This is a genomic window from Flavobacteriales bacterium (assembly GCA_020635395.1).
Lineage (GTDB): Bacteria > Bacteroidota > Bacteroidia > NS11-12g > UBA9320 > UBA987.
Genome location: JACJZV010000003.1, coordinates 347223 through 368789 on the forward strand (window position 1 = coordinate 347223; position 21567 = coordinate 368789).

The 21567-nt window shown below is 39.1% G+C and carries 18 protein-coding genes; 6 read left to right on the forward strand and 12 right to left on the reverse strand.

The window, feature by feature from the left end:
- The first annotated feature begins 85 nt into the window (after positions 1–85).
- Positions 86–979, forward strand: coding sequence for a hypothetical protein (locus tag H6607_10975; GenBank protein ID MCB9262885.1), 894 nt, complete (start codon positions 86–88; stop codon positions 977–979).
- Between the two features lie 13 nt (positions 980–992).
- Positions 993–1616, forward strand: a complete 624-nt coding sequence (locus H6607_10980; protein MCB9262886.1) for a carbonic anhydrase — start codon at positions 993–995, stop codon at positions 1614–1616.
- Positions 1617–1623: 7 nt separating this feature from the next.
- On the opposite strand, the gene H6607_10985 is transcribed toward H6607_10980, so the two are convergent.
- Positions 1624–2196 carry a PepSY-associated TM helix domain-containing protein gene (locus H6607_10985; GenBank protein MCB9262887.1) on the reverse strand — a complete coding sequence of 191 codons (573 nt, stop codon included), beginning with the start codon at positions 2194–2196 and terminating at the stop codon, positions 1624–1626.
- Between the two features lie 4 nt (positions 2197–2200).
- Positions 2201–3127, reverse strand: coding sequence for a CbiX/SirB N-terminal domain-containing protein (locus H6607_10990; protein ID MCB9262888.1), 927 nt, complete (start codon positions 3125–3127; stop codon positions 2201–2203).
- Positions 3128–3364: 237 nt separating this feature from the next.
- Between H6607_10990 and H6607_10995 the strand changes: the two genes are divergently transcribed.
- Positions 3365–8410, forward strand: a complete 5046-nt coding sequence (locus tag H6607_10995; protein MCB9262889.1) for a gliding motility-associated C-terminal domain-containing protein — start codon at positions 3365–3367, stop codon at positions 8408–8410.
- Between the two features lie 87 nt (positions 8411–8497).
- Here the strand turns inward: H6607_10995 and H6607_11000 are convergent, their stop codons facing one another.
- Entirely contained in the window at positions 8498–9340 is an 843-nt protein-coding gene (locus H6607_11000; GenBank protein ID MCB9262890.1) for an aldose 1-epimerase family protein, read from the reverse strand.
- Positions 9341–9386: 46 nt separating this feature from the next.
- On the opposite strand from H6607_11000, the gene H6607_11005 reads away from it, so the two are divergent.
- Positions 9387–10922 (forward strand): glycine--tRNA ligase, encoded by a 1536-nt coding sequence (locus tag H6607_11005; protein ID MCB9262891.1) that lies wholly within the window; start codon positions 9387–9389, stop codon positions 10920–10922.
- 95 nt (positions 10923–11017) lie between these two features.
- Here H6607_11005 and H6607_11010 read toward each other — a convergent pair whose 3' ends face one another.
- The 8 genes from H6607_11010 to H6607_11045 form a co-directional block, all read right to left on the reverse strand.
- Positions 11018–12469 carry an AAA family ATPase gene (locus H6607_11010; protein ID MCB9262892.1) on the reverse strand — a complete coding sequence of 484 codons (1452 nt, stop codon included), beginning with the start codon at positions 12467–12469 and terminating at the stop codon, positions 11018–11020.
- Between the two features lie 196 nt (positions 12470–12665).
- Entirely contained in the window at positions 12666–13199 is a 534-nt protein-coding gene (locus H6607_11015) for a hypothetical protein (GenBank protein MCB9262893.1), read from the reverse strand.
- Positions 13200–13508: 309 nt separating this feature from the next.
- Positions 13509–14093, reverse strand: coding sequence for a tRNA-(ms[2]io[6]A)-hydroxylase (locus H6607_11020; GenBank protein MCB9262894.1), 585 nt, complete (start codon positions 14091–14093; stop codon positions 13509–13511).
- 4 nt (positions 14094–14097) lie between these two features.
- Complete coding sequence (hutU, locus tag H6607_11025) at positions 14098–15744, reverse strand: urocanate hydratase (GenBank protein ID MCB9262895.1); 1647 nt, start codon at positions 15742–15744, stop codon at positions 14098–14100.
- A gap of 86 nt (positions 15745–15830) precedes the next feature.
- Positions 15831–16328, reverse strand: a complete 498-nt coding sequence (locus tag H6607_11030; GenBank protein ID MCB9262896.1) for a hypothetical protein — start codon at positions 16326–16328, stop codon at positions 15831–15833.
- A gap of 25 nt (positions 16329–16353) precedes the next feature.
- Positions 16354–18075 carry a S8 family serine peptidase gene (locus tag H6607_11035; protein MCB9262897.1) on the reverse strand — a complete coding sequence of 574 codons (1722 nt, stop codon included), beginning with the start codon at positions 18073–18075 and terminating at the stop codon, positions 16354–16356.
- Entirely contained in the window at positions 18017–18682 is a 666-nt protein-coding gene (locus tag H6607_11040) for a hypothetical protein (GenBank protein MCB9262898.1), read from the reverse strand. Before H6607_11040 ends, H6607_11035 begins: the two co-directional genes overlap by 59 nt.
- The gene (locus H6607_11045) at positions 18672–19373 is read right to left on the reverse strand and encodes a hypothetical protein (GenBank protein MCB9262899.1); all 702 of its coding nucleotides are present in this window, start codon (positions 19371–19373) and stop codon (positions 18672–18674) included. The genes H6607_11040 and H6607_11045 overlap by 11 nt, the downstream gene beginning before the upstream one ends.
- A 113-nt stretch (positions 19374–19486) precedes the next feature.
- On the opposite strand from H6607_11045, the gene H6607_11050 reads away from it, so the two are divergent.
- Together H6607_11050 and H6607_11055 are read left to right on the forward strand one after the other, a co-directional pair.
- Positions 19487–20362 carry a bifunctional 5,10-methylenetetrahydrofolate dehydrogenase/5,10-methenyltetrahydrofolate cyclohydrolase gene (locus H6607_11050; protein MCB9262900.1) on the forward strand — a complete coding sequence of 292 codons (876 nt, stop codon included), beginning with the start codon at positions 19487–19489 and terminating at the stop codon, positions 20360–20362.
- Entirely contained in the window at positions 20355–20960 is a 606-nt protein-coding gene (locus tag H6607_11055; GenBank protein ID MCB9262901.1) for a radical SAM protein, read from the forward strand. The genes H6607_11050 and H6607_11055 overlap by 8 nt, the downstream gene beginning before the upstream one ends.
- Positions 20961–20984: 24 nt before the next feature.
- Here H6607_11055 and H6607_11060 read toward each other — a convergent pair whose 3' ends face one another.
- Positions 20985–21524, reverse strand: coding sequence for a hypothetical protein (locus H6607_11060; GenBank protein ID MCB9262902.1), 540 nt, complete (start codon positions 21522–21524; stop codon positions 20985–20987).
- Positions 21525–21567: the final 43 nt, after the last annotated feature.

A 21567-nucleotide genomic window follows, 5' to 3' on the forward strand; every position in this document is an offset into this window, starting at 1 on the left:
TTTGACAAAAAAGTGAAATACCAACAATCAATAGTAATACTATTATTATGTAAAGTAATATTATATTTGCACCAAATCATAGAATATGCTTTTAGAAAAGAAAATACCTCTATCCTATATCTTTAACAAAGTGAAGTACGAGATGCTGTTGGTGGCCTTGATTGGTCTTGCCACATATTATATCACTCTTGCCTACAGAAGTGTCATTCCAGATATGCCCATTGCCATTCCCGCGTTTATCGGTACAGCCATTTCCGTTTTATTATCTTTCAAACTAAATCAATCCTACGATAGATGGTGGGAAGCAAGAAAAGTTTGGGGAGCCATTGTAAACGATAGTCGAAGTCTTGTGTTGCAGCTTCAAATGTTTTTGGCAGAAGGAAACAAGGAGTCCATCAGAAGAATTTCGTTTCGGCACATCGCTTGGCTGTATAGTCTCACTCAATCTTTGAGAAAGCTGCCCAACATGGAGAATCTTGAAGAATTTCTTTCGGCAGAAGATATGGAGGCCATCAAAAAGCACAACAACAAACCTCTGGCCCTTATGCAGCTCAATGCAAAGGAATTAGCTGATTTGAAAAATAAAAACCAAATGGATTCATTCTCGTTGATTCAAATCAACAACACCTTGGTAGAATTTTCCAACCACATGGGGAAATGTGAGCGGATAAAAAATACGGTTTTCCCGACCACTTATCGAAAATTTTTGCATTGGACCATTTATCTTTTTACGGTAACACTATCTATATCATTAAGAGACATAGAAAGCTATTTTGAGTTGCCATTGCTTTTGGCCATTTCATCCGCATTCTTTTTACTGGAGCGGTCGGCCACCCACATGCAAGATCCATTTGATAATAAACCTACAGACACGCCAATGACCACCATTTCTCGAAACATAGAAATTAATCTTAAACAACTGTTGGGCGAAAAAGATATACCAAAACCCATTACTTCATCTGATTTCTATTCACTTTAAATATAAAAATACAATGCGAACACACACTAAAGAAACGCAAGAGCACTTAACGCCAGAAATGGCATTGCAGATTTTAAAAGAAGGAAACGAACGATTTATTAACAACCTAAAAGCAAACCGTAACTTACTGCAACAGGTAAACGAAACCTCCACAGGGCAATTTCCGTTTGCCACCATTCTCAGCTGTATAGACAGTAGAACGTCGGCCGAATTAATTTTTGACCAAGGTTTAGGCGATATTTTTAGTATTCGTATTGCTGGAAATATTTTGAATGAGGATATTCTTGGCAGTATGGAATTTGCCACCAAAATAGTTGGAACCAAAATTTTGGTTGTTTTGGGACACACCCGATGCGGTGCTATTGTTGGTGCTTGCAATCATGTGGAAATGGGCAACCTAACTACCCTTCTCAACAAAATTCAACCTGCGTTGTATGCAGAAAAATCCACAAAGGAAGATAGAACAGGCAAAAACGAACAATTCGTGCGAAATGTAACCGAACTAAACGTTCAACTAACCATTGATAGAATTAGACGTGAAAGCCCCATTATATGCGAGCTTGAAGAGAGTAAAGCCATTAAAATTATTGGTGCCATGTATGACGTTGAAAGCGGTGTGGTTACTTTTATGGAATAAAATTAAGCTATTTTAAACCAAACATTAACCAGGCAACAATAGGCAGAAGAAGGCCGGCAAGTATAAACCATTTGCCTCGGCCTTTGATGCCTTTCTTGCCTTTTAGGACAAACAAACCGGTAATGCTGATTACAATGAGGAGAAACGCAAAAATGTCTGATACCCATTTCCAGCCTTTCAAGCTATTGCGATGCAATACATTGGCATGGTAAAATACAGGACGGCGTTTTACTTCTTCATAAATCCCGGTTTGGGTAGAGGCATTTGCGTGTAGCGTTGCGTTTTTGTAATAAATTTTTACCTGGTCGAAAGTCGGTTTGTCAAAAACTCGATAATCTTGTTCTCCAACCAATGCAGAAAGAGTCAAAATATCTTCGGGCTGTGGGTTTTGCATCGGAAAATGAGCAGGGAGTTTTATTTGGGTTTTGGAAATAATAAAGTCCGGATTCCAATCATCCACATGGTTGAGGGCAATGCCCGAAAGGCAATAGACAATAATTAGCGTCGAAAAAAAGTAACCCAAGTCGCGATGTGTGGCAATGTTGAGTTTGCGTATTTTTTTATTCAGCGTATGGCTCATGGCTTTATATTTTGGCAACAAATTCGGCCACAATATCTATTACCCATTGTTCCACATTTTTGTCGGGCAATATGGCATCAGGTCTGTAAATTACCTTTTGTTCATGGTTTGGAACTTTGTGAATTCCGTCTCCGATTATTTTTACCTGAAAATCTTCGTCGTGAGCCACCAAAACCGGCATTACCAAAGCCTTTTGTTTGTGTTTTAAAACGTCATTAATGGCTACTGTTGTGGAGTCGGAACTGTAATGAGCAATGTGTCCACACCAATTGTAGCTGTATTTTTCGATGCCCAACTGTCGGTTTACATAGTTTCCAACCGAGTCCATCAATGCCGACCATTCGGCATTATATCGGGCATCGCCGTAGGCAATCAAAGCCAAACCTTCATTCTTGGCATCTTTAGAAATTTCTCTGGTTCTGCGTAAAATGTTGTGTTGCAAAATGTTTGTAAAATCAAGCAAAGGGGTAATGTGAGCCTTGGCCTTGGCTTGATACCGTTCAATGTTTTCAATTTTAAGCGTTTCTAAGCTTTGAGGGTCTTCTTTCAAACCAATAATGGTTGGAATATCATCAAACGAATGGCTGCTGACAGTCAAGAAAACAGGTACAATGACTACGTCAGAATACCCTTCATCATCAAATTCTTTCATTCGGGTGGCAATGCTTGGTTCGGTATATTCCATGAAAGCAGTTTTTACGGCACTGATATTTTTATTGTTCAAAATTTGATTTCTCACCGCACTATCTAAGTCCAACAAAGCCTTTCGCCAAGTTGGGGAGTGCGAACCATGATTAACAAGCAATACACCAATTTTTTTGGTTGAGTTGTCCGTGTCATTTGAATTTTTTGGCTTCGAACAACCACCAAAAATGAATAATGCTATGAGCAATATAGATAAGAATACTGGTATGTTATTTTTTAAAATCATCCTTTTTTTTTTGGAGGCAAAACTAAAATGATTTTCTTATTTATAATGATTCTAAGTAGTGAAAATTTCTGAGATTTATCAGGAATCCAAAACATGACATTGAGCTTGGCTATGTGATATTTTACCTGGAGAACTCACAGCCATGAAAGAAAATTATGTTTTTATTCCTATTTTGTAGAAACGGGGCAACCAAACATTGCTTTTATGCGTCCATATTGCACGGAGTAATTTTTTAACATGAAAAAGCAAATCTTTACCTTGTCTGTTGCATTTGCTGTTGGTTTGCTTTTTTCGGCTAACTGTGTAGCTCAACCCGCCAATGATGCGTGTTCAAAGGCCGACATTATTACCGTTTCAAGTAATGGTTTTGATACGGGCATTTTTGTTGGTTCAAAAGTAGATGTTACCCATGCAACCCGCGAGATCGGCGAAATATGCGATGCTGAAATTCAAAAATTGGGCAATTGCGAAAAAACCGTTTGGTATGCCTTTTACATTGCTACTACCCGCAATGTGGAGGTTAGTTTGAAGCAACAAGACAGTGCGATTCCGCAAATTTTTTCTGGTTTTACGATATATAGAACCGTTGATTGCGGCTACAATGTTGGCAATATTTCCAAGCAGTTGGTTCCGTTGGCCAAGTTTGGAAAATCGGGTAATGCCTGTTTAAAATCAGGCTATTATTTTGTGCAGGTTGCTTCAAAAAGCAAAGCCAAAGGGGAACTTTGGGTGGAGGTAAATATTTCCAAACCGGCCTACGATGTGGCCGATGACCATAATGTTGCATACGATTTAGGAGTAGTTGAAGGATGGAAAACCTATGGAATAAACGCCGAATGTCATAGTATAACAAAGGATGAAAAAATTGGAATAGGCAATGACAAATATACAAAAAGTTCGTGGTATAAATTTACATTAAAGGGTAGTTCTAATTATGATAGAGTAATACTTTCTGCAGACCTCGATAGCTTTATGTATCGCATTTTTAGGGGGAAACCTACAACCGACAGCTTACGCGGTAGTTCTAATTTTTCATTAATTTACCTATATAAATCACCAACTATCATAGATAATTTCTGTAAATCAGGAGCGGATGATTCAACATATTACATACAGTGCATTGGAACTAATAACACAACTTATTTTTGGCTGTCAATAAGCAGTTTTGCAGAAGTTAAAGATACATGGAACTTTAGCAAAACTCCGTTAAGAATGAGCCCAAAGGCAAGAACAAATCTTACCCAAGTGCATCATTTTAATTGCGAAGGGCTAATGGCCAACCAAAATTGCTCGGGAACAATGCCCGATTATTATACCTATACATCCTCAATTAGTGCAGATATTGATACTGCCAACTATGCAGCTTATATGCTGCTCGACTGCCAAGAAGAAGGAGAGTTAACCATTTATTTGGAAGATGATGAAAGGCACTCAATTAAAGTAATGTATGTGCTTTATGAAGGAGACATCACTCAATCGTGCAATTTGAAAGAAATAGAGCGTTTTAGGGGATATGGGCTAAAGACTTGTCTAGAGAAAAAAGTCTATACACTATTAATAGCCCACGAAGAAAATCAGAACTACTATAAATATGTTAAACTTAACGTGCGTTTGGATAGACCAACGATCAATTTTTCTCATTTTCATCATACGGATGTAGAATTTGTGGGTAGGGTAGATCCTGATTTGAATATTTACCCCCAAGGAAAAACAATCAATTTTCATTACCGAGATACCACGTTTCAAGTGGATACATTTAAATTAAAAGGTCGGATGATATTTCGGGAAATATATTTTCCCTACGAAACCAACGAAGTGGTGTTGGGATTGGGTTATTCTCAAGGGTATAACGGCGTTTATAGTTATCTATTGGAAGGAAGAATTTCGGATAGCAGCATAAAAGTTATTCCGGAATTGGTTGCAGAAAATGGTTTCTATCAACTGCCAAAAGCGTGTGCAACTTACAAGAAGGGATATTATACAATTATTACACTCTTGGATACTGCTTACCAAGATTACAGAATATGTGCACCACCAACAAATTCTTTCAGAGTTAGCCCCATTTCTATCTGCACAGCAGTTTCTCCAACCGAATACCAGAATGCAGCAGCAATAAATAACAACAACAATCTGCTTTCAAATAGTGGAGCCAAACAAGGGTTGTCATACATTTACCCCCTCTCTGTATGCAAAGACTGTAGTACCAAAACAAACCTCAAGCCCCAAACCCCAAGCTGTTTTAGGTATAGCATCGATCCAGATTCAATATTTGCATTTTATACGTTTTATATCGACACCAATTGTAGCATTACTATTCCTCCTTATTCCCTGTTGTATGAGGGAAACGTGAAAGCTGACAGCTCCATTATGCTCGATACCAACAATATATTGAGTCCTTGTTATGGAACTACATTTTGCAATTTAAAGGGTAAAAAGATCTATACCATAATTGTTTCGTTAAGATTGGGAAAAGATCCGTGGACAGTAACTGCCACGCCACTTATAAAATCTCCCAATGATTTTGCAAAAAACGCAGCAGATTTAGGGCATATCAATTCGGGAACTTCAAGTAGTAGTACTTTTATGCCAATAACCTGCGGAACAACAGTTTCTATCACAAATCCAAGATATTATAATTACGAATCGTTTTCTGAATATAAAGCTGGAGAAATTGCCCAAGTGCAAGGCAATGAAAGCATTAATACCGCGTCGAATTCAAACAGAGGAAATATTTGGTTTACGTTTACAGTTTCCGGCAGTACGGATATAACCCTAAATGTAAATAGCCTACTGCCTTTGTGCAAAGAAAAAATTACGGTTTGGAAATATACAGGATTTTACAATGCCTCATTTTCAGGTGTGTTAACAGCAGGGTTGGATAGCACCTTATCCGGTATGCAGTACGTTGGCGTTTTTTCTCGACAATATAGTACAGAATGTATTCAATCACAGTTTAAATTCAGCAATATAGGCTGCGTTGACACACGATATTTTGTAATAATCGATTACTCGACCATTGGAAATGAATACAAACTCAAAATATCTTCGGTTGAAAATACACAATATTCCAGCACAGGCGATTTTTGTAAGAACGCTATTTCAAAAGTGGTAAACAAATTGGGTACATATAGTTTAACCACTCCCAACAATTGTCACACCTATGGCAACTCTCCATTCGAAAATGATGAAAACAACACCATAAAGTCAAGCTGGTTTCGAATAAAAATTGAGAACTTAACCAAATGTGACCTTTCAATAAGTTATACGGGAAATGTGTCAATAACTGGTTACAACGTTTATGGGGGAAATTGTGGAGCAATGACCAAGGTAGCACAACTCAATGATAAGTTTTCGTATTTTACGCTCTCGTGCATGGGGGCAGGTGAGTATTTTGTTCAGGCCATTTCACCAGTTGAGTTAAACGGGAATGTATCGTTCGATTTCAAAATCGACACTTCTGAAAATGCAAAATGTAAGCCCTATAATTTCGATGAACCTTTAGCCCAATTTGATTTGAAAGGAGGGTGTAATAACGACACGATTGACATAATAAATATATCTACAAATGGAGATTCTATTGTCTATAAATGGTTGTTAAACAATCAATTTTTTGATACGGTTTTTGACCCCCTTTTACTTAAAACTTTTGGGTTTTTAAGAGATACAAATGCCCTCAAGTTGATTGTGTTAAACACCGAATCAATGGTAGCCGATACCTTTGAAAAGCAGTTTGTGATTGACACCACCACCTATTTTCTCTCAATAAACGAACCCAAAAATTGGCGATGCGACTCCATTGTAACCTTGAGTGTTTCAACAAACTACCCTGAAAGGTTAAATTATGAATGGACAAACTACTCAATCTCAGATAAATATGCTGAAATGCCAACCTATTGGCCACGATATGATGAGAAAATTTACCTCAAAGCCGGTAATGAGTTTTGCCAGTTCTTTGATACCGTAAATGTAAAGCTTGCCATCATTTCAAAAGGAATTAGTGATACATTGTTGTGCGAATCGCAAAACGAACTCTATTTGTTTTTTCCAAATTCATCTGTGCTGTCTCTAAATAATGTCAATGTTGTTAGCCCAATACGTTTGACAGAACCCGGCGAATATGTTGTAAGACAATATACAGGTGGTTGTCACTATGTCGATACATTTCTTGTGAATTTTGGAGAAAAATACGATACGCTTTCTGTGTTAGATACAACATCAATTTGTCCCGGTCAAACAATTGTGCTGAAATGGGAAAAACCCGTTTTTAAGCCAAGCTGGAGCGACGGTTCTAAACAACAACAATTGAAAGTTAACCATGCCGGACATTATCAATTGAAGGCTGATTTGCCCTACTGCCTTTATCTGAACTATGATGTTGAAGTTGAACAGAAAAATAGAGACACTTCACTGTTTTTCGATACTTTAAGGCTATGCAATCATGCTGAAAACTATTTGCTTACGCCAGACTCACTCCCCAATTACTTGTGGAATACAGGCGATACATTTTCGTCAATTGCGGTAAGCAAAGCGGGTAATTTTAGTATGCAAAGTTTAATTGATTTATGCACTATTTCGGAGTACCGATTTGCCGTTTACAACGATAGCGTTCCGAATAAATTTTTAACTGACACTGTTGTCTGTGCTGGTAATATTTTTGATTTTAACCCGAAAATAAACAATTACGAAATACGATATTTAAGTCCTAACAATCCAATAATTCCAACCAAGAAAACCGTGTTAATTGCAACTATTGGTCTTAATGCATGTGAAGCATCTGACACGGCAGTGCTATCAGTTATTCCCATAAATAGCCACAGATACATAATGAAACATTGTTTTGAAGATAGTTTGTTGACACTGGACGCAGGGCAAGCTCAAGCCTATTTGTGGAAAGAAGATTTGTCAACCAACAGATATTTATTGGTATATGATTTCGGTCTGTACACAGTTTTTAAAGAAACCAATGCAGGATGCACCGACACTTCTTCCTTTAACATTTTGTCTGATTGTGCAATAAAAGTATATATCCCAAATTCATTTTCTCCCAACGACGATGGTCTAAACAGTACGTATGGGCCAATCGTTTATCATAATTTCGATAGATTTGAAATGAGCATTTACAACCGTTGGGGTGAAAAAATATTCGAAACCAAAGACAGTGAAAATTGGAATGGAATGTATTTGGGAGAACTTGTTCAGCCCGGTTTGTATTTAGGGCTAATTGAAATTGTTTCGGGAGAGACAATTTATCGATATTCCACCGAAATTTTATTGGTAAGATAAAAGCACGGCTATCTTTTCAGCTTCTCCAAATGCCGCTTGGCTTTGTTTCGCATTTTTGCCGGTTTTATTTGGCTTTTTAATTTGGTTTTACAAAACTTCTACCACCATCTGCCGTTCAATCGTTTCGTTGGTTTGCACCAGCATAATTCCTTCTTTTTCATAGATGTTTTGGTTGTGATGCTGGCCGTCGGCAATGCCGCACCAGGGTTCAATACATACAAAATTGGCGGCAGGTTTTGACCAAATACCTAAAAATGGAAATCCGGGAAAACGAACTTTTAAAAGAGGCGTTTCTTTTTGAAACAGGGTGACTTCTTTTGATTTTAGCTGTTTGAAGATAAGGGCATCGCGATCAAAAATAGTTTTTGACAATTCAATTTTGTTGCCATTAAATGCAGGCCGCATTTCATGCCTACGAATGCCATTTTCTACCGTGTCACTTTCTTCAATTTCTGCATATTCAAACTGTAACCAACATTGCTCAACTGGCTCGGCTATAAATGCCGGATGAGCTCCAAAACTTACGGGCATAGCATTGCCGCCGTGGTTGGTAACCTTAAATGTTTGAAACAGCTGTTTACCCTCCAGTTTGTAATTCAACCTAAAATCAAATACAAACGGGTATTGCTCAAACGTTTTTTCAGACGGTTTTAATGATAACTCCACTTCCGAAGCATTCCATTTTACCACATCAAACTCGCTGTCGCGGGCAAAACCGTGCTGGCTTAAGGTATAAATTTCATCCTCCATTTTATATTGATTTTCTATCAATCGGCCAACAATAGGAAACAACACCGGTGCGTGACGTGGCCACACTTCGGGTTGGGCTTGCCACATATATTCTTTACCCGTTTCCATGTCCTTTAGGCTGTTCAATTCGGCACCTTTTGTAGAAATGGATGCCTGCAAAAATTCGTTTTTAATTATCACACGGCTAAAATATTGAAAGACTAAATTTGCCGCAAATAAAAATTCGATGTCCGAAGAGCATTTTAAGAACGTTATTTCTCATGCCAAAGAGTATGGCTTTGTGTTTCCAAGTAGCGAAATATACGATGGTTTGGCCGCTGTGTATGATTATGGTCAAAACGGAGTGGAGCTAAAACGCAACATTCGCGAATATTGGTGGAAAAGCATGGTGCAGCTGCACGAAAATATTGTGGGTGTAGATGCAGCTATTTTTATGCATCCAAAAGTGTGGAAAGCCAGTGGCCACGTGGATGGATTTAACGACCCCATGATTGACAACAAAGACTCGAAAAAGCGATACAGAGCCGACGTGTTGATTGAGGAGCATCAGGAAAAATATCGGCAGAAAAACCAAAAAGAAATAGAAAAAGCCAAAGCCAGATTTGGCGATGCCTTTAATGAAGAACAGTTTGTTGCTACCAATCCAAATGTGGTTAGAAACAATCAGAAAATTGCAGAAATTGATGCCCGACTAAAAGAAGGTTTGGAAAGCGGGGAACTGCAAAAAATCAAAGAATTAATTGAAGATTTGGGCATAGCTTGCCCCATTTCGGGAAGTAAAAACTGGACCGAAGTTCGGCAATTTAACCTAATGTATAGCACCCAAATGAGTGCCACCGATGGCGAGAGTCAAATTTATCTCAGACCCGAAACCGCCCAAGGCATTTTTGTAAATTACCTAAATGTGCAAAAAACGGGTAGAATGAAACTGCCTTTTGGTATTGCTCAAACCGGAAAAGCCTTTAGAAATGAGATAGTTGCCCGCCAATTCATCATGCGTATGAAAGAGTTTGAACAAATGGAAATGCAATTTTTTGTTCAGCCCGGCACCGAGATGGAGTGGTATGCCTATTGGAAGGAACAGCGACTAAAATGGCATTTGAATTTGGGTATCGATTCAAGAAAATACCGATACCACGACCATGTAAAACTGGCACATTATGCCAATGCAGCGGTTGATATCGAGTTTGAGTTTCCGTTTGGATTTAAAGAAGTGGAGGGCATCCATTCTCGCACGGATTTCGACCTAAAACAACACGAAGAATATACCGGAAAAAAACTCCAATACTTCGACCCTGAACGAAACGAAAGCTACGTGCCGTATGTGGTAGAAACCAGCATTGGGCTTGATAGAATGTTTTTGGTGTTGCTTTCTAATTGCTTAGAAGAAGAACAACTCGAAAATGGCGAAACCCGCTCGGTGTTGCGACTTCCGGCGGCTTTGGCACCTTATCAATGTGCTATTTTGCCATTGATTAAAAGAGACGGATTGCCCGAAATGGCTCGAAAAATAATGGCCGAGCTAAGCCTCGATTTCAATTGCTATTACGAAGAAAAAGACAGTATTGGCAAGCGATACAGACGGCAAGATGCCATTGGCACACCCATTTGTATAACAGTAGATCACGACAGCTTAAACGACGAAAGCGTAACCATTCGTTTCCGCGACAGCATGGAACAACGTCGGGTAAAAATCAACGAATTGGAAAACATAATTTCCGTCGAAGTAAGCATGAAAGCGTTGTTGAAGAAGTTGGTTTGATGAAGAACCACACTCAAAAATACTTCAAATGCTCGCCAAAAGTCGAAAAAAAATCGAGTTTTGGCGAGTAATAATGCACTTATATTTAATCTATATTACTCAAAAACAGTGAGTTGAAATAAATCTTTAGCTGTTATTACGTTGTCCATTTGGTCGAGTTTCCATTTATTATCTACAACTCCAAAAGGGGTGATGATTGTGTTGAATAAGGCGTACTTTTTCTTTTTCACATGTCTTCTAAAAGATTCTCTTCGCTTGCGAAGTGTCGTAGCTATTTGCTCCGTAATTATTAAATCATCGGCATAAAATTTCATTTCGCAAATGTTGATGCCCTTATCGGCACGCTCAATCAGCAAATCAATCTGAAAACCCTCTTCGGTTTCTGTTTTTTTGCGGTAAAAACTTCCCACCTGCGTGCGAATTCCACCGATATTTAGGGCATTTTTAATGGCATTAACATGCCGAATACACACATTTTCGAAGGCATATCCGCACCAGCTTACATAGCGTTGTTCTTGCGAAATACTTTGCCAAATATGCGATGTGTTTAGCTTTTGTTTTTCAATAAAATTGAGGTAAAAAAGGCTGTATTCATCCACAAGACGGTAAAGTGTTTCTTTACTCGATTTAAAAATGGGCGAAAGCGATGATATAAACGAAGATTGCTCCAGTTCTTCTAATACCTTCGTGAGCCCACCTCCAGTAGCAATTCCGGTCTTTTTTTGAATGTCCGAACGAGTAAGTCCTGTTCGAGACTCGGCCAATGCCCGAATTACTTTTATATGATTTTCGGGGTAATCGTACAAGGCATTGTAGAGGTTGTTAAACTCCGATTGCAAGATTCCATCCTTCGTAAAGCACATTCTATCAATAGTTTGCGAGGCAGATTCACCACGTTGAACGTTCTCTAAATAATGTGGCACACCACCTGTAATCATATAAAGTTGTAAAATGTGATATTCCGGAAGATTTATATTTTTGGATTGTAACAGTTTTTGTGTTTCATACAGTGTAAAGGGCTTTAAATGAATTTGTTGTGTTACCCGATTGTGCAGTCCACCTTTGTGATTTATCACCTTTCTAATCATCCATGAAGCTGCCGAACCACAAATAACCACCACCAGATTTTTTTTTGATGCCCAGTCGTTCCACCAGTATCCAAATTCTTGCAAAAAGCCGGAGCGGTGCGAGTCTATCCACGGGAGTTCGTCAAAAAAAATAACTCTTTTTTTCTTAGTTTTGGGTAGATTGTCGAGGTAGCCCTTTAGTGTTTCGAAGGCTTGATACCAGCTGGCCGGGCGTTTTATTGGAATTCCGCCATTAAACCGTTCCGAAAGTTTGTCTGCAAACTTTTGGAGTTGCGTTTTTTTGTTGGAAAACTGAGTGCCAACAAAATCAAAAATCATTTCGTTTTTATACACTTCTCTTATCAGGTAGGTTTTGCCTACTCTTCGCCTACCAAACACCGACAACATCTCTGATTTTGAGGTAATTAACAGGTCGTGCATAATACTAATTTCGGGTTCTCTGCCAATCATTAGGTGCATTATTACTCGCCAAAAGTATTATTTTTTGTTAGTTTTGGCAACTAATAACACATTTATTATTCGCCAAAAGTGGGTATTTTTTTTACTTTTGGCGAATAATAATGATACGTTTTTAATGCTAAAGTCTTTAAAATAAAGAATATATAACCCAATTTGGTTTGTTGAAATTTCAACAAAATTCGTATAAAATTCGTTATTATTCTTCGTCCTCTAGTTCCCAGTTTCGTTGGCTGTCAATGAGTTCGTCAATTTCAAGAATGGCTGCTTTTCGTTTCTCCTTCACTTTTTTTAAGTATTCTTCGGAGTGTCCGACTGTGGCAATTTCGGAATTATAAAAAGAAATGATTGTGTTCAACGCGTTCAATCTCGAAGATATACGCATTTCTTGAACCTGTTGTTCTAATGCTTTTTCCGACCGAAGCTGTGCCGCGGCAGATTTTTTCAGCTCAGCTCGGTTAAGCGAAATTTCCTTTTTCTGGAGTTCTAAGTCCTTCTTTTGCAATACGTTGGCATAAATAAGTCCGGCAAAAGCAAGCCCCGAAAACAGGGCATTAACCGCCCCAAACATATCGCCAAAAGTGCCTCGGTTGTCCCAATTGTCGATGTATGCATGAACCAAAAAGCCTGAAACAAGCCAAATAACTATGGTTAAACCAATCAACGACCATAAAAGGCCAATTTTTTTGTTTAGACCAATATTTAATTCGGGTTCTAATTCTGACTTTGCCATTATGCAATGTTAGAACTTTTTTTAAATGCTATCAACGTTTAATTCGGCAAATGCAAACCCAACTTCAGGTTCTTTTGTCAAAAAAATTAGATTAAACATCGTTCATCCACTACTTTAGTAATAAACGGCAACCTCCTTTTCTATATAAAACCGCATGCCTATTTACCATTTTCTAATTCAATTTCGCATACCTTCAAATACTGTTTGGTAATCGCCAACTTTGGATTAAAAAGTTCTTTGATTGCCTTTTGGATGTATAGATTTTGGCGATTCACAGTTTTTTGACCTTCACTTCACAAAAGCACCCCCTCAATGCAACGCTGCCCGTACTGGAATTTGTTGGATAATTTCGGCTTCGGCGGTCATGAGTTGTTCGAGGCGGTCATATACTTCTTGTTCGGAAAAATAGTTGAGGGCAAATTTCACGAAGATGTGTCCGTGCTTGGCCTCGCTGGTCCAGAGGGCTTTGTAGAATTTTTTGAGGTCGTCGTTTTGCACATGGTCGGCCACCATTTTAAACCGCTCCGCCCCCCGGCATTCCAACACCGAACCCAATAGCAGTTTGTCCAAAAAACGTTCGTTTCGTCCGCTTCTGGCCAGTTTCATTAGTTGGTTTACATATTCGTCCTTCTCTATTTCGTGGTTGAGTGTAATGCCTTGATGCTGCATAATTTCGTACACCTGCCTGAAATGCTCCAACTCCTCGATAGCAGTATCCATGAGCTCGGGCAAAATCTCCAATCGGTCGGGATATTTGGCCACAAAACTCAATGCCATGCCACTGGCCTTTCGCTCACAATCGGCATGATCTCTCAAAAATTTTGGAAAATCGGCCAAAACGGCTTCAATCCATTCTTTGCTAGATGCCACTTTTACATCTATCGAAAGTTTCATTTTGTTAGATTTTTAACCCAAATTTTTGTGCTGTCTCATCGGCAATTTCATAACCCGCATCAGCATGTCGAATAACACCCATGGCAGGGTCGTTGTGCAACACACGTCTCAATCGGTCGTGGGCATCCTGTGTTCCGTCGGCCACAATCACCATTCCAGCATGTAGGCTATAACCCATGCCTACCCCTCCCCCATGATGAAAACTTACCCAACTTGCACCTCCGGCGGTATTTATCAGAGCATTCAAAATCGGCCAATCGGCCACCGCATCGGTTCCATCTTTCATGGCCTCCGTTTCGCGGTTTGGCGAAGCCACAGAGCCAGTATCCAAATGGTCGCGACCAATAACAATTGGAGCCGATATTTCGCCATTTTTAACCATATCGTTAAAGGCCAATGCAGCTTTTTCACGTTCGCCCATTTTAAGCCAACATATACGAGCTGGCAGACCTTGAAATGCAATCTTTTCTTTGGCCATATCCAACCAACGAATCAAACCTTGGTTGTTTGGAAACAACTCTTTCAATTTTTGGTCTAATTTAAAAATATCATTTTCATCGCCACTCAATGCCACAAATCGGAAAGGCCCTGAACCCTCGCAAAACAATGGACGGATGTATGCCGGAACAAATCCCGGAAAATCAAACGCATTTTGCACACCGTTGGCCAAAGCCTGTCCGCGAATATTGTTTCCATAATCAAATGTAATGGCTCCCCGCTTTTGCAACTCCAACATCAGTTTTACATGTGTACACATGCCTTGCAACGATAATTTTCGGTATTTTTCGGGGTCATTTTCTCTTAGTTTGTTCGCTTCTTCTACCGACAAATTTTCTGGAAAATATCCCACCAACTCATCATGTGCCGAAGTTTGGTCGGTAAGCGTATCGGGGGTTATGTTTCGTTGCACCAATCGGTTGAGCAAATCAATGGCGTTGCAAACAACTCCAATAGAAATGGCCTCGTTGTTCTGTTTGGCGGTCAATGCCCAATCTATGGCTTCATCAATATTGGAAGTCATTTTATCCAAATATCGGGTTTCGAGCCTTTTTTGCACTCGCCATTCTTCCATTTCGGCGGCAAGGCAAACGCCCTCGTTCATAGTTATTGCCAGTGGTTGAGCTCCACCCATTCCACCCAAACCGGCGGTCACGTTTAGTGTTCCTTTTAAACTTCCGTTGTAATGTTTTCTGGCCAAGGAGAGATAGGTTTCGTAGGTGCCCTGCACAATGCCCTGGGAGCCAATATATATCCAGCTACCGGCAGTCATTTGGCCATACATAATCAATCCTTTTTTCTCTAATTCGTTGAAATGATCCCAGTTTGCCCAATGACCAACCAAATTAGAGTTGGCAATTAACACTCTCGGAGCATTTTTGTGCGAACGCAACACACCCACAGGTTTTCCAGACTGCACCATCAAGGTTTGGTCATCATCCAATTGCTGAAGAATTTCTAAAATTTTATCAAAACTTTCCCAGTTTCGAGCAGCTTTTCCACGACCACCATATACAATCAAATCTTCTGGACGCTCGGCCACATCAGGGTCGAGGTTGTTTTGTATCATTCTATAAACCGCCTCTTGCACCCAGCCTTTGCAGTGCAATTGTGTTCCGGTTGGGGCTTTAATAATTCTTTTTGCTGAAGTCATGCGGCAAAGTTAGTAGTTTAGTTTATTTGATGTTTAGGGGAATAAATGATTCAATGCATAATGCATTCGATTTTAAAATTCCAGAATCAACGCTTTAAACCCGAATTATGAAAATCGTATTTGTATTTGGTGTAAAATGTATGATAGTAAGAACTAAAAAAACGCCATTTAGGGCGAGGGTAGTAGAACGACTTTATGCCAAACCACGGCATTTGATATGAAGGGGTGGTATAACTAAAATCTGTATTCCATCCAGCAACTCTACATCTAACTGCTCCCCTATAACCATGCGTGTATTTTGCCTTGCCGAGGCCGGTTTTTAGGTCAAAATTTTCTCCTTCCAACATTACATCATACACACTATGCCAATGAATTTCATTGGTTTTAAATTTTTTGACAGAAGTAAAATATCGACCATAAGTCAACCCAAAGTTTACGGGACGGTTATTTATTGTGGACTTTATTAACCCAAAATCACACTCAAAACCCAACGAAATACCTTTGGTTGTTAATCCATATCCCAATGAAATGCCGGGAGACACATATTTTATTACTTGTGCATTGGCATGAAAAAAGATGCTCATAGCCATGAGCAAAACAAAAAATTTCTTATAGCTCCACCCTATCGTTTCCATTCATGAAATAATAAAAATGATAGATGGGTACAATCCCTTCTTTTAACGCAGGGGTATAAATCTGGATTTTGCCAAAATGTCTAAATGAAGGTTCTGCCTCGGCTGTGGAAACTGTTTTTTGGTATTTAAAAAACAAGATTTTTTTCTGTACAATCACATCGCAATACATCATTTCGTTGTTGGGTGTATAAAATGCAACTTCTTTATTGCCATAAACAAAGGCCGTGTCGTAGTTGATTAATTGCACTTTTGCATAATCAAATTTGGAGTGTTTACCGGCCATAGCCAAAGCCAAATCGTAGTCAGGCACACCATAGCCCAAGTCGTTTTGCGGATTTAAAGAAATATGTCCGGTAAGTCGAATCAAACTAATTAATTCGGCAGGTGTTAGACTGTTATTTGCCTGCCACAAGCAGGTCATCATTCCGGCAATAATTGGGCATGAATAGGAGGTTCCGTTGCCAGTTCCTACGCCAAAAGTAGTGGTAATGGTGGCACTTTGACCCAATGCACATACATCAGGCTTTATACGAAAATCGGCAGTTGGCCCAGGCGAACTAAACGCCGGAACCACTTTTTTGCTGTCCACCGCTCCTACCACCAAAATTTCTTCCACATCAGCAGGAAAATCAAGCCTTCCCCATGATTTATTGCCATCGTTTCCGGCAGAATTTACAACCAACATACCTTTTAGTGCTGCCATTTTTGCACCAATGCTTATAAAAGTGGTTTTTCCATCCAATTCATCGTGGCTGTGGTTGAGTCTTTTTTCGTCGAAATGATTGTAGCCCAGTGAAGAACTGATTACATCAACACCCAGGCTATCGGCTATTTCGGCGGCTCTTACCCAATTAATCTCTTCAATCAAATTTTCAAAAGTTGCCGACTCCGTACGGATCAACACATAATTGGCCTGTGGAGCAGAACCTATCATTGTTCCACTTTTTTGGGCTGCCAAACAACCTAAAACATGCAAACCGTGGTCATCATCGTCATACACATTTTGCTCAAAATCAATCAAATCGTAGGTATATTTAACTCGTTTGCTGGCATACAAATGTTCAAACAGACTCAGTTCATTCACTTTTTTAAAGCCTGCATCAAACACCGCCACCGTCATTCCCTGACCTTTATACCCTTGATTGTGCAATGTCAAACCGTTTATCATTTCTAATTGGTTCAGGCCTTTGCCATAATCATTTTTCTCTCCCCCATCGTTTTGTTCCTCCACTTGCCCGAGGCTCTGGCTTCCGCTGTTTCCAGCTTTTGTATCGTATTTGCCGAGATAAACCACATCTTTTACAAAAAATTTGATTTTTAATCTCCATGCCGTGTCCATGTTCTGTGTAGTAATGACCGCTCCGTTTAGCCAACGGCTTACATACTTCACCTGTATTGATTGCTTTTTTATGTTGGCCAAATAGGCTTCCGTAACAGGTAAATCTGCAGAATCGTATTTGATGTTGTATCTGGCTCTTCGTTCAATAGCCTTTTCGGTAAGCTGGCTTTTATACCCCTCCTGCCCTTTGTAGTTCAATTGTTTGTCGTGAAACTGAACCAAAAAGTAATATTCTGTTTTTGCCCACAGTGATTGCGAAATGCAAAAAACCGAAAGAAATACGATGAATGATTTTGGGTTAAGGCTGCACATATTCAACCAGTTTCCAATGGCTGTCGAACCCTTTTGTTTTTCCAAATTGTGTTTCGGTGCTAATGGTTCTTTTTTCGACCAATCCTTTATTTTGCTCATAAACTTCCCAACGAATATCGGCATCTATTAAACTTGAATCTATTTCTTGTTCTACAAAAATCGGGTTTTTTAGACTCGAAAAAAGTTCGCTTCTCCAACTTTCTTTGGCTATATATCGATATCTGTCTTCACCTTTGGTGTTTAGCTGATTCGCATCCCACGATACTCTATCTTTTATAGGAAAAAGCAACAGCATTGTTTCCTCATTTTTATCCATAATGGTAGCTCTAAATTCGTTTTTAGAAAAAACAATGTCTCGATGATATTTCCATTTCGATGAGCTGTCTTTTCTATAACTAATTTCGGCATAGTAGCGGTTCTCCGAAGTATTTTCATTGCTATTTTCCACAATATGAATTTTTTGTTGGCCGCTTACCGTGGTTTGGCTTCCGCTAAAATCGTCATAGACTAAAGAGTCTATTTGATAAACCCAATATGCCCCTGAGACCAACGGAAAATATTCATCACCAAAACTCGAGGGCTCTTCCACCTCGCGGCAAGCAGCCACGAAAAGCAGTAAAAAAATAAATATAAAGGATAGTTTATTTTTCAAACTTCACAAGTTTATAAGTGTATTCAAAACCATCAGGAATTTCATTTGGCAGCAGTGATTTCCATTTTTTATGAATTTGTTCAGAATAAATTAATCCCACATTTTTGGCGTACTTCTCCATCCCAAAATCTTTTAAAGTTCTTATATCTATGCCACTTCGCAGCACATACAAAATACTGTCATAACTATTGCCTCCCATCGAATCTTTTAGCTTTAATTCCGCAATCTCCAGCTCAGATTCATCTTTTGTGTTAAACAAATTTGCATTCCAATATTCATTCAAATTTGGAGGAAAAACAAGAGCCACGGTTTTTACATTGGTGTCAACCACCTCCGCTCTAAAATCATAAATACGTTGCGTATAATTTCTTACAAATTGGTAGTTGCCATTGATTGAGTTGGATTTATAAACAGATACAATGGCGTTTTTTGCACTATCTTTATCAATAAAAGTATCTGTTATTATTCGCTTAATAAAAAATTGAAATGTATCTATGGGATGTGATTGGTTGTATGAAGTGTATTGGATAGAATCCACTTCATAAATCCACGTATTTCCTTTATCCATCAAGAAATAACTATATCCTAAATCTTCCTGTTTAGGTTCGTATCTGTCTTTTCGGCATCCATTCCAAATTAGAATAGAAACCAAAACCAACAGTGCCAAAACAATTCGAGTAGCGTATTTCATTTTAAATTAAGTATGCTTCTTTGAGGTCGCAAGATAGGCAATTTATTCCTATTCAGTTGTTAGATTGTTATCCGTATATGACTAATTTTGCCGACAACGAAAGAAATGTTAGGATGATTTTAAAAGGAAAAGACATAGCCGACCAAATACAAGTTGAAATAGCTACCGAGGTTAAAAAAATAGTGGCCAAAGGCATGAGAGCCCCGCATTTGGTGGCCATTTTGGTGGGTGAAGACGGTGCCAGCAAAACGTATGTAAAAAACAAAGAATTGGCCTGCGAAAAAGTTGGTTTTAGTAGCACCTTAATTCGGCTTCCGCAAGACACCACCGAAGCATTTTTATTGGATAAAATTGCCGAAATAAATGAGGATGACGACATTGACGGATTGATAGTGCAGCTACCATTACCAAAGCACATTTCTGAAAACAAGGTAACACAGGCAATTCATCCTGATAAAGATGTTGATGGTTTTCATGATGTAAACATTGGCAAACTGGCCAAAGGGCAAGACACTTATGTCAGTGCAACTCCATTTGGTATCATGCAAATATTAGAGCGATACAATATTGAAACCAAAGGCAAACACTGCGTGGTTATTGGCCGTAGCAACATTGTGGGTAGGCCAATGAGTATTTTGATGTCCCGCTCCGGAAATCCGGGCAACTGCACGGTTACACTATGTCATAGCCACACCAAAGATTTGAAAAAATATACCCTTATGGCCGATATTATTATTGTGGCCGTGGGCATACCTGAATATTTAAAAGCCGAAATGGTAAGCCCCGGAACCACGGTTATAGATGTAGGCATTACCCGAGTAGATGCCAATAATGACAAAGGCTATGTATTAAAAGGTGATGTGGAATATGATGCCGTAAAAGAAGTTGCCGGAGCCATAACTCCTGTGCCGGGAGGTGTAGGCCCTATGACTATTATTGGGTTGATGCAAAACACCTTAAAATCTCACCAAAACAAGTTTAATGGCTAACGACAAGCTGCCCGTTATGGAGCAGTTTTACACCATTCAAGGCGAAGGTCGGTTTACGGGTCATGCCGCCTATTTTATTCGCTTGGCTGGTTGCGATGTGGGCTGTGTTTGGTGCGATGTAAAAGAAAGTTGGCACACCGATAATTATCCTAAAATTTCGCCAAAAGAACTTGCTGATGAAACCTCAAAAAATGCCTCAACTATTGTGGTGATTACTGGAGGCGAACCCGCTATGTATGACCTATCAGAACTATGCAATGAGCTGCATGACGTAGGAAAAAAAGTACATATTGAAACATCTGGAGCTCACGAATTAAAAGGCCAATTTGATTGGGTAACGTTATCACCAAAAAAATTTAAACCGCCGGTTTCTTCGAGTTATGCCGTTGCCAATGAGCTGAAAATCATCGTTTTTAACAAATCCGATTTTGAGTGGGCAAAACAATTTCGGAAACTCGTTCCAAAAAATTGTTTGCTTTATTTACAACCCGAATGGAGCAAGAGAGATGAGATGGAACCACTAATTATCGACTTCGTAAAAAACAATCCGGAATGGAATATTAGCCTGCAAACACACAAGTATTTGGACATTCCTTAATTGGCCCTGAGGTATTAATTTGGGTTAATATTTCCCGTCAATGCCCTCTTTTTTGGATTTAAAATCCTCAACTGAAGTTTCGATTTTATCCTGAACCTTATTTTTTAGTTTGCCCAAGGCATCAACAACCTCATTTTCTATGGGAATCAAATCTGTGGTAAACTCTTTCAGTTGACCCTCCGCATTTTGTTTTTTCAAACAATCCATAATTTGAGGTTTGGAGGCATCAAAACTTTTCTTGAAGGCATAACCCATCGAGAGGCGGTCGTCTTCCATTTCCTCTAACTCCGCACGTGTAAATCGACTCATCAAATCTTTTTTTATTGGGGTTACAATGCAGTCGCATTTTATTTTTTCTTCTGAATTGCTGCAATATTTTTCTTCCAAAACCTCAATGGCAATAGGGTTTTGTTTAAACGGCCCCACCCCAAAATGATACATGGCATAAACGCCGACCAGCAATAGTATTGCAACTCCTAACACCTTCATAGCCAATCGAGTAGCAAATTTTATAATGATAAATGCTAGGGCAATGGCAACCAAACTTCCAACGGTAAAATGCATTTTTTTTAAAACTTTTGTTGCGAAGGTATAATCTCAAATGGGG

Excerpts from the sequence above, each read along its gene's own strand:
- H6607_10975 (MCB9262885.1), top strand. The coding sequence starts at position 86 with ATGCTTTTAGAAAAGAAAATACCTCTATCCTATATCTTTAACAAAGTG.
- H6607_10980 (MCB9262886.1), top strand. The coding sequence starts at position 993 with ATGCGAACACACACTAAAGAAACGCAAGAGCACTTAACGCCAGAAATG.
- H6607_10985 (MCB9262887.1), bottom strand. The coding sequence starts at position 2,196 with ATGAGCCATACGCTGAATAAAAAAATACGCAAACTCAACATTGCCACA.
- H6607_10990 (MCB9262888.1), bottom strand. The coding sequence starts at position 3,127 with ATGATTTTAAAAAATAACATACCAGTATTCTTATCTATATTGCTCATA.
- H6607_10995 (MCB9262889.1), top strand. The coding sequence starts at position 3,365 with ATGAAAAAGCAAATCTTTACCTTGTCTGTTGCATTTGCTGTTGGTTTG.
- H6607_11005 (MCB9262891.1), top strand. The coding sequence starts at position 9,387 with ATGTCCGAAGAGCATTTTAAGAACGTTATTTCTCATGCCAAAGAGTAT.
- H6607_11010 (MCB9262892.1), bottom strand. The coding sequence starts at position 12,469 with ATGCACCTAATGATTGGCAGAGAACCCGAAATTAGTATTATGCACGAC.
- H6607_11015 (MCB9262893.1), bottom strand. The coding sequence starts at position 13,199 with ATGGCAAAGTCAGAATTAGAACCCGAATTAAATATTGGTCTAAACAAA.
- H6607_11020 (MCB9262894.1), bottom strand. The coding sequence starts at position 14,093 with ATGAAACTTTCGATAGATGTAAAAGTGGCATCTAGCAAAGAATGGATT.
- hutU (MCB9262895.1), bottom strand. The coding sequence starts at position 15,744 with ATGACTTCAGCAAAAAGAATTATTAAAGCCCCAACCGGAACACAATTG.
- H6607_11030 (MCB9262896.1), bottom strand. The coding sequence starts at position 16,328 with ATGAGCATCTTTTTTCATGCCAATGCACAAGTAATAAAATATGTGTCT.
- H6607_11045 (MCB9262899.1), bottom strand. The coding sequence starts at position 19,373 with ATGAAATACGCTACTCGAATTGTTTTGGCACTGTTGGTTTTGGTTTCT.
- H6607_11050 (MCB9262900.1), top strand. The coding sequence starts at position 19,487 with ATGATTTTAAAAGGAAAAGACATAGCCGACCAAATACAAGTTGAAATA.
- H6607_11055 (MCB9262901.1), top strand. The coding sequence starts at position 20,355 with ATGGCTAACGACAAGCTGCCCGTTATGGAGCAGTTTTACACCATTCAA.
- H6607_11060 (MCB9262902.1), bottom strand. The coding sequence starts at position 21,524 with ATGCATTTTACCGTTGGAAGTTTGGTTGCCATTGCCCTAGCATTTATC.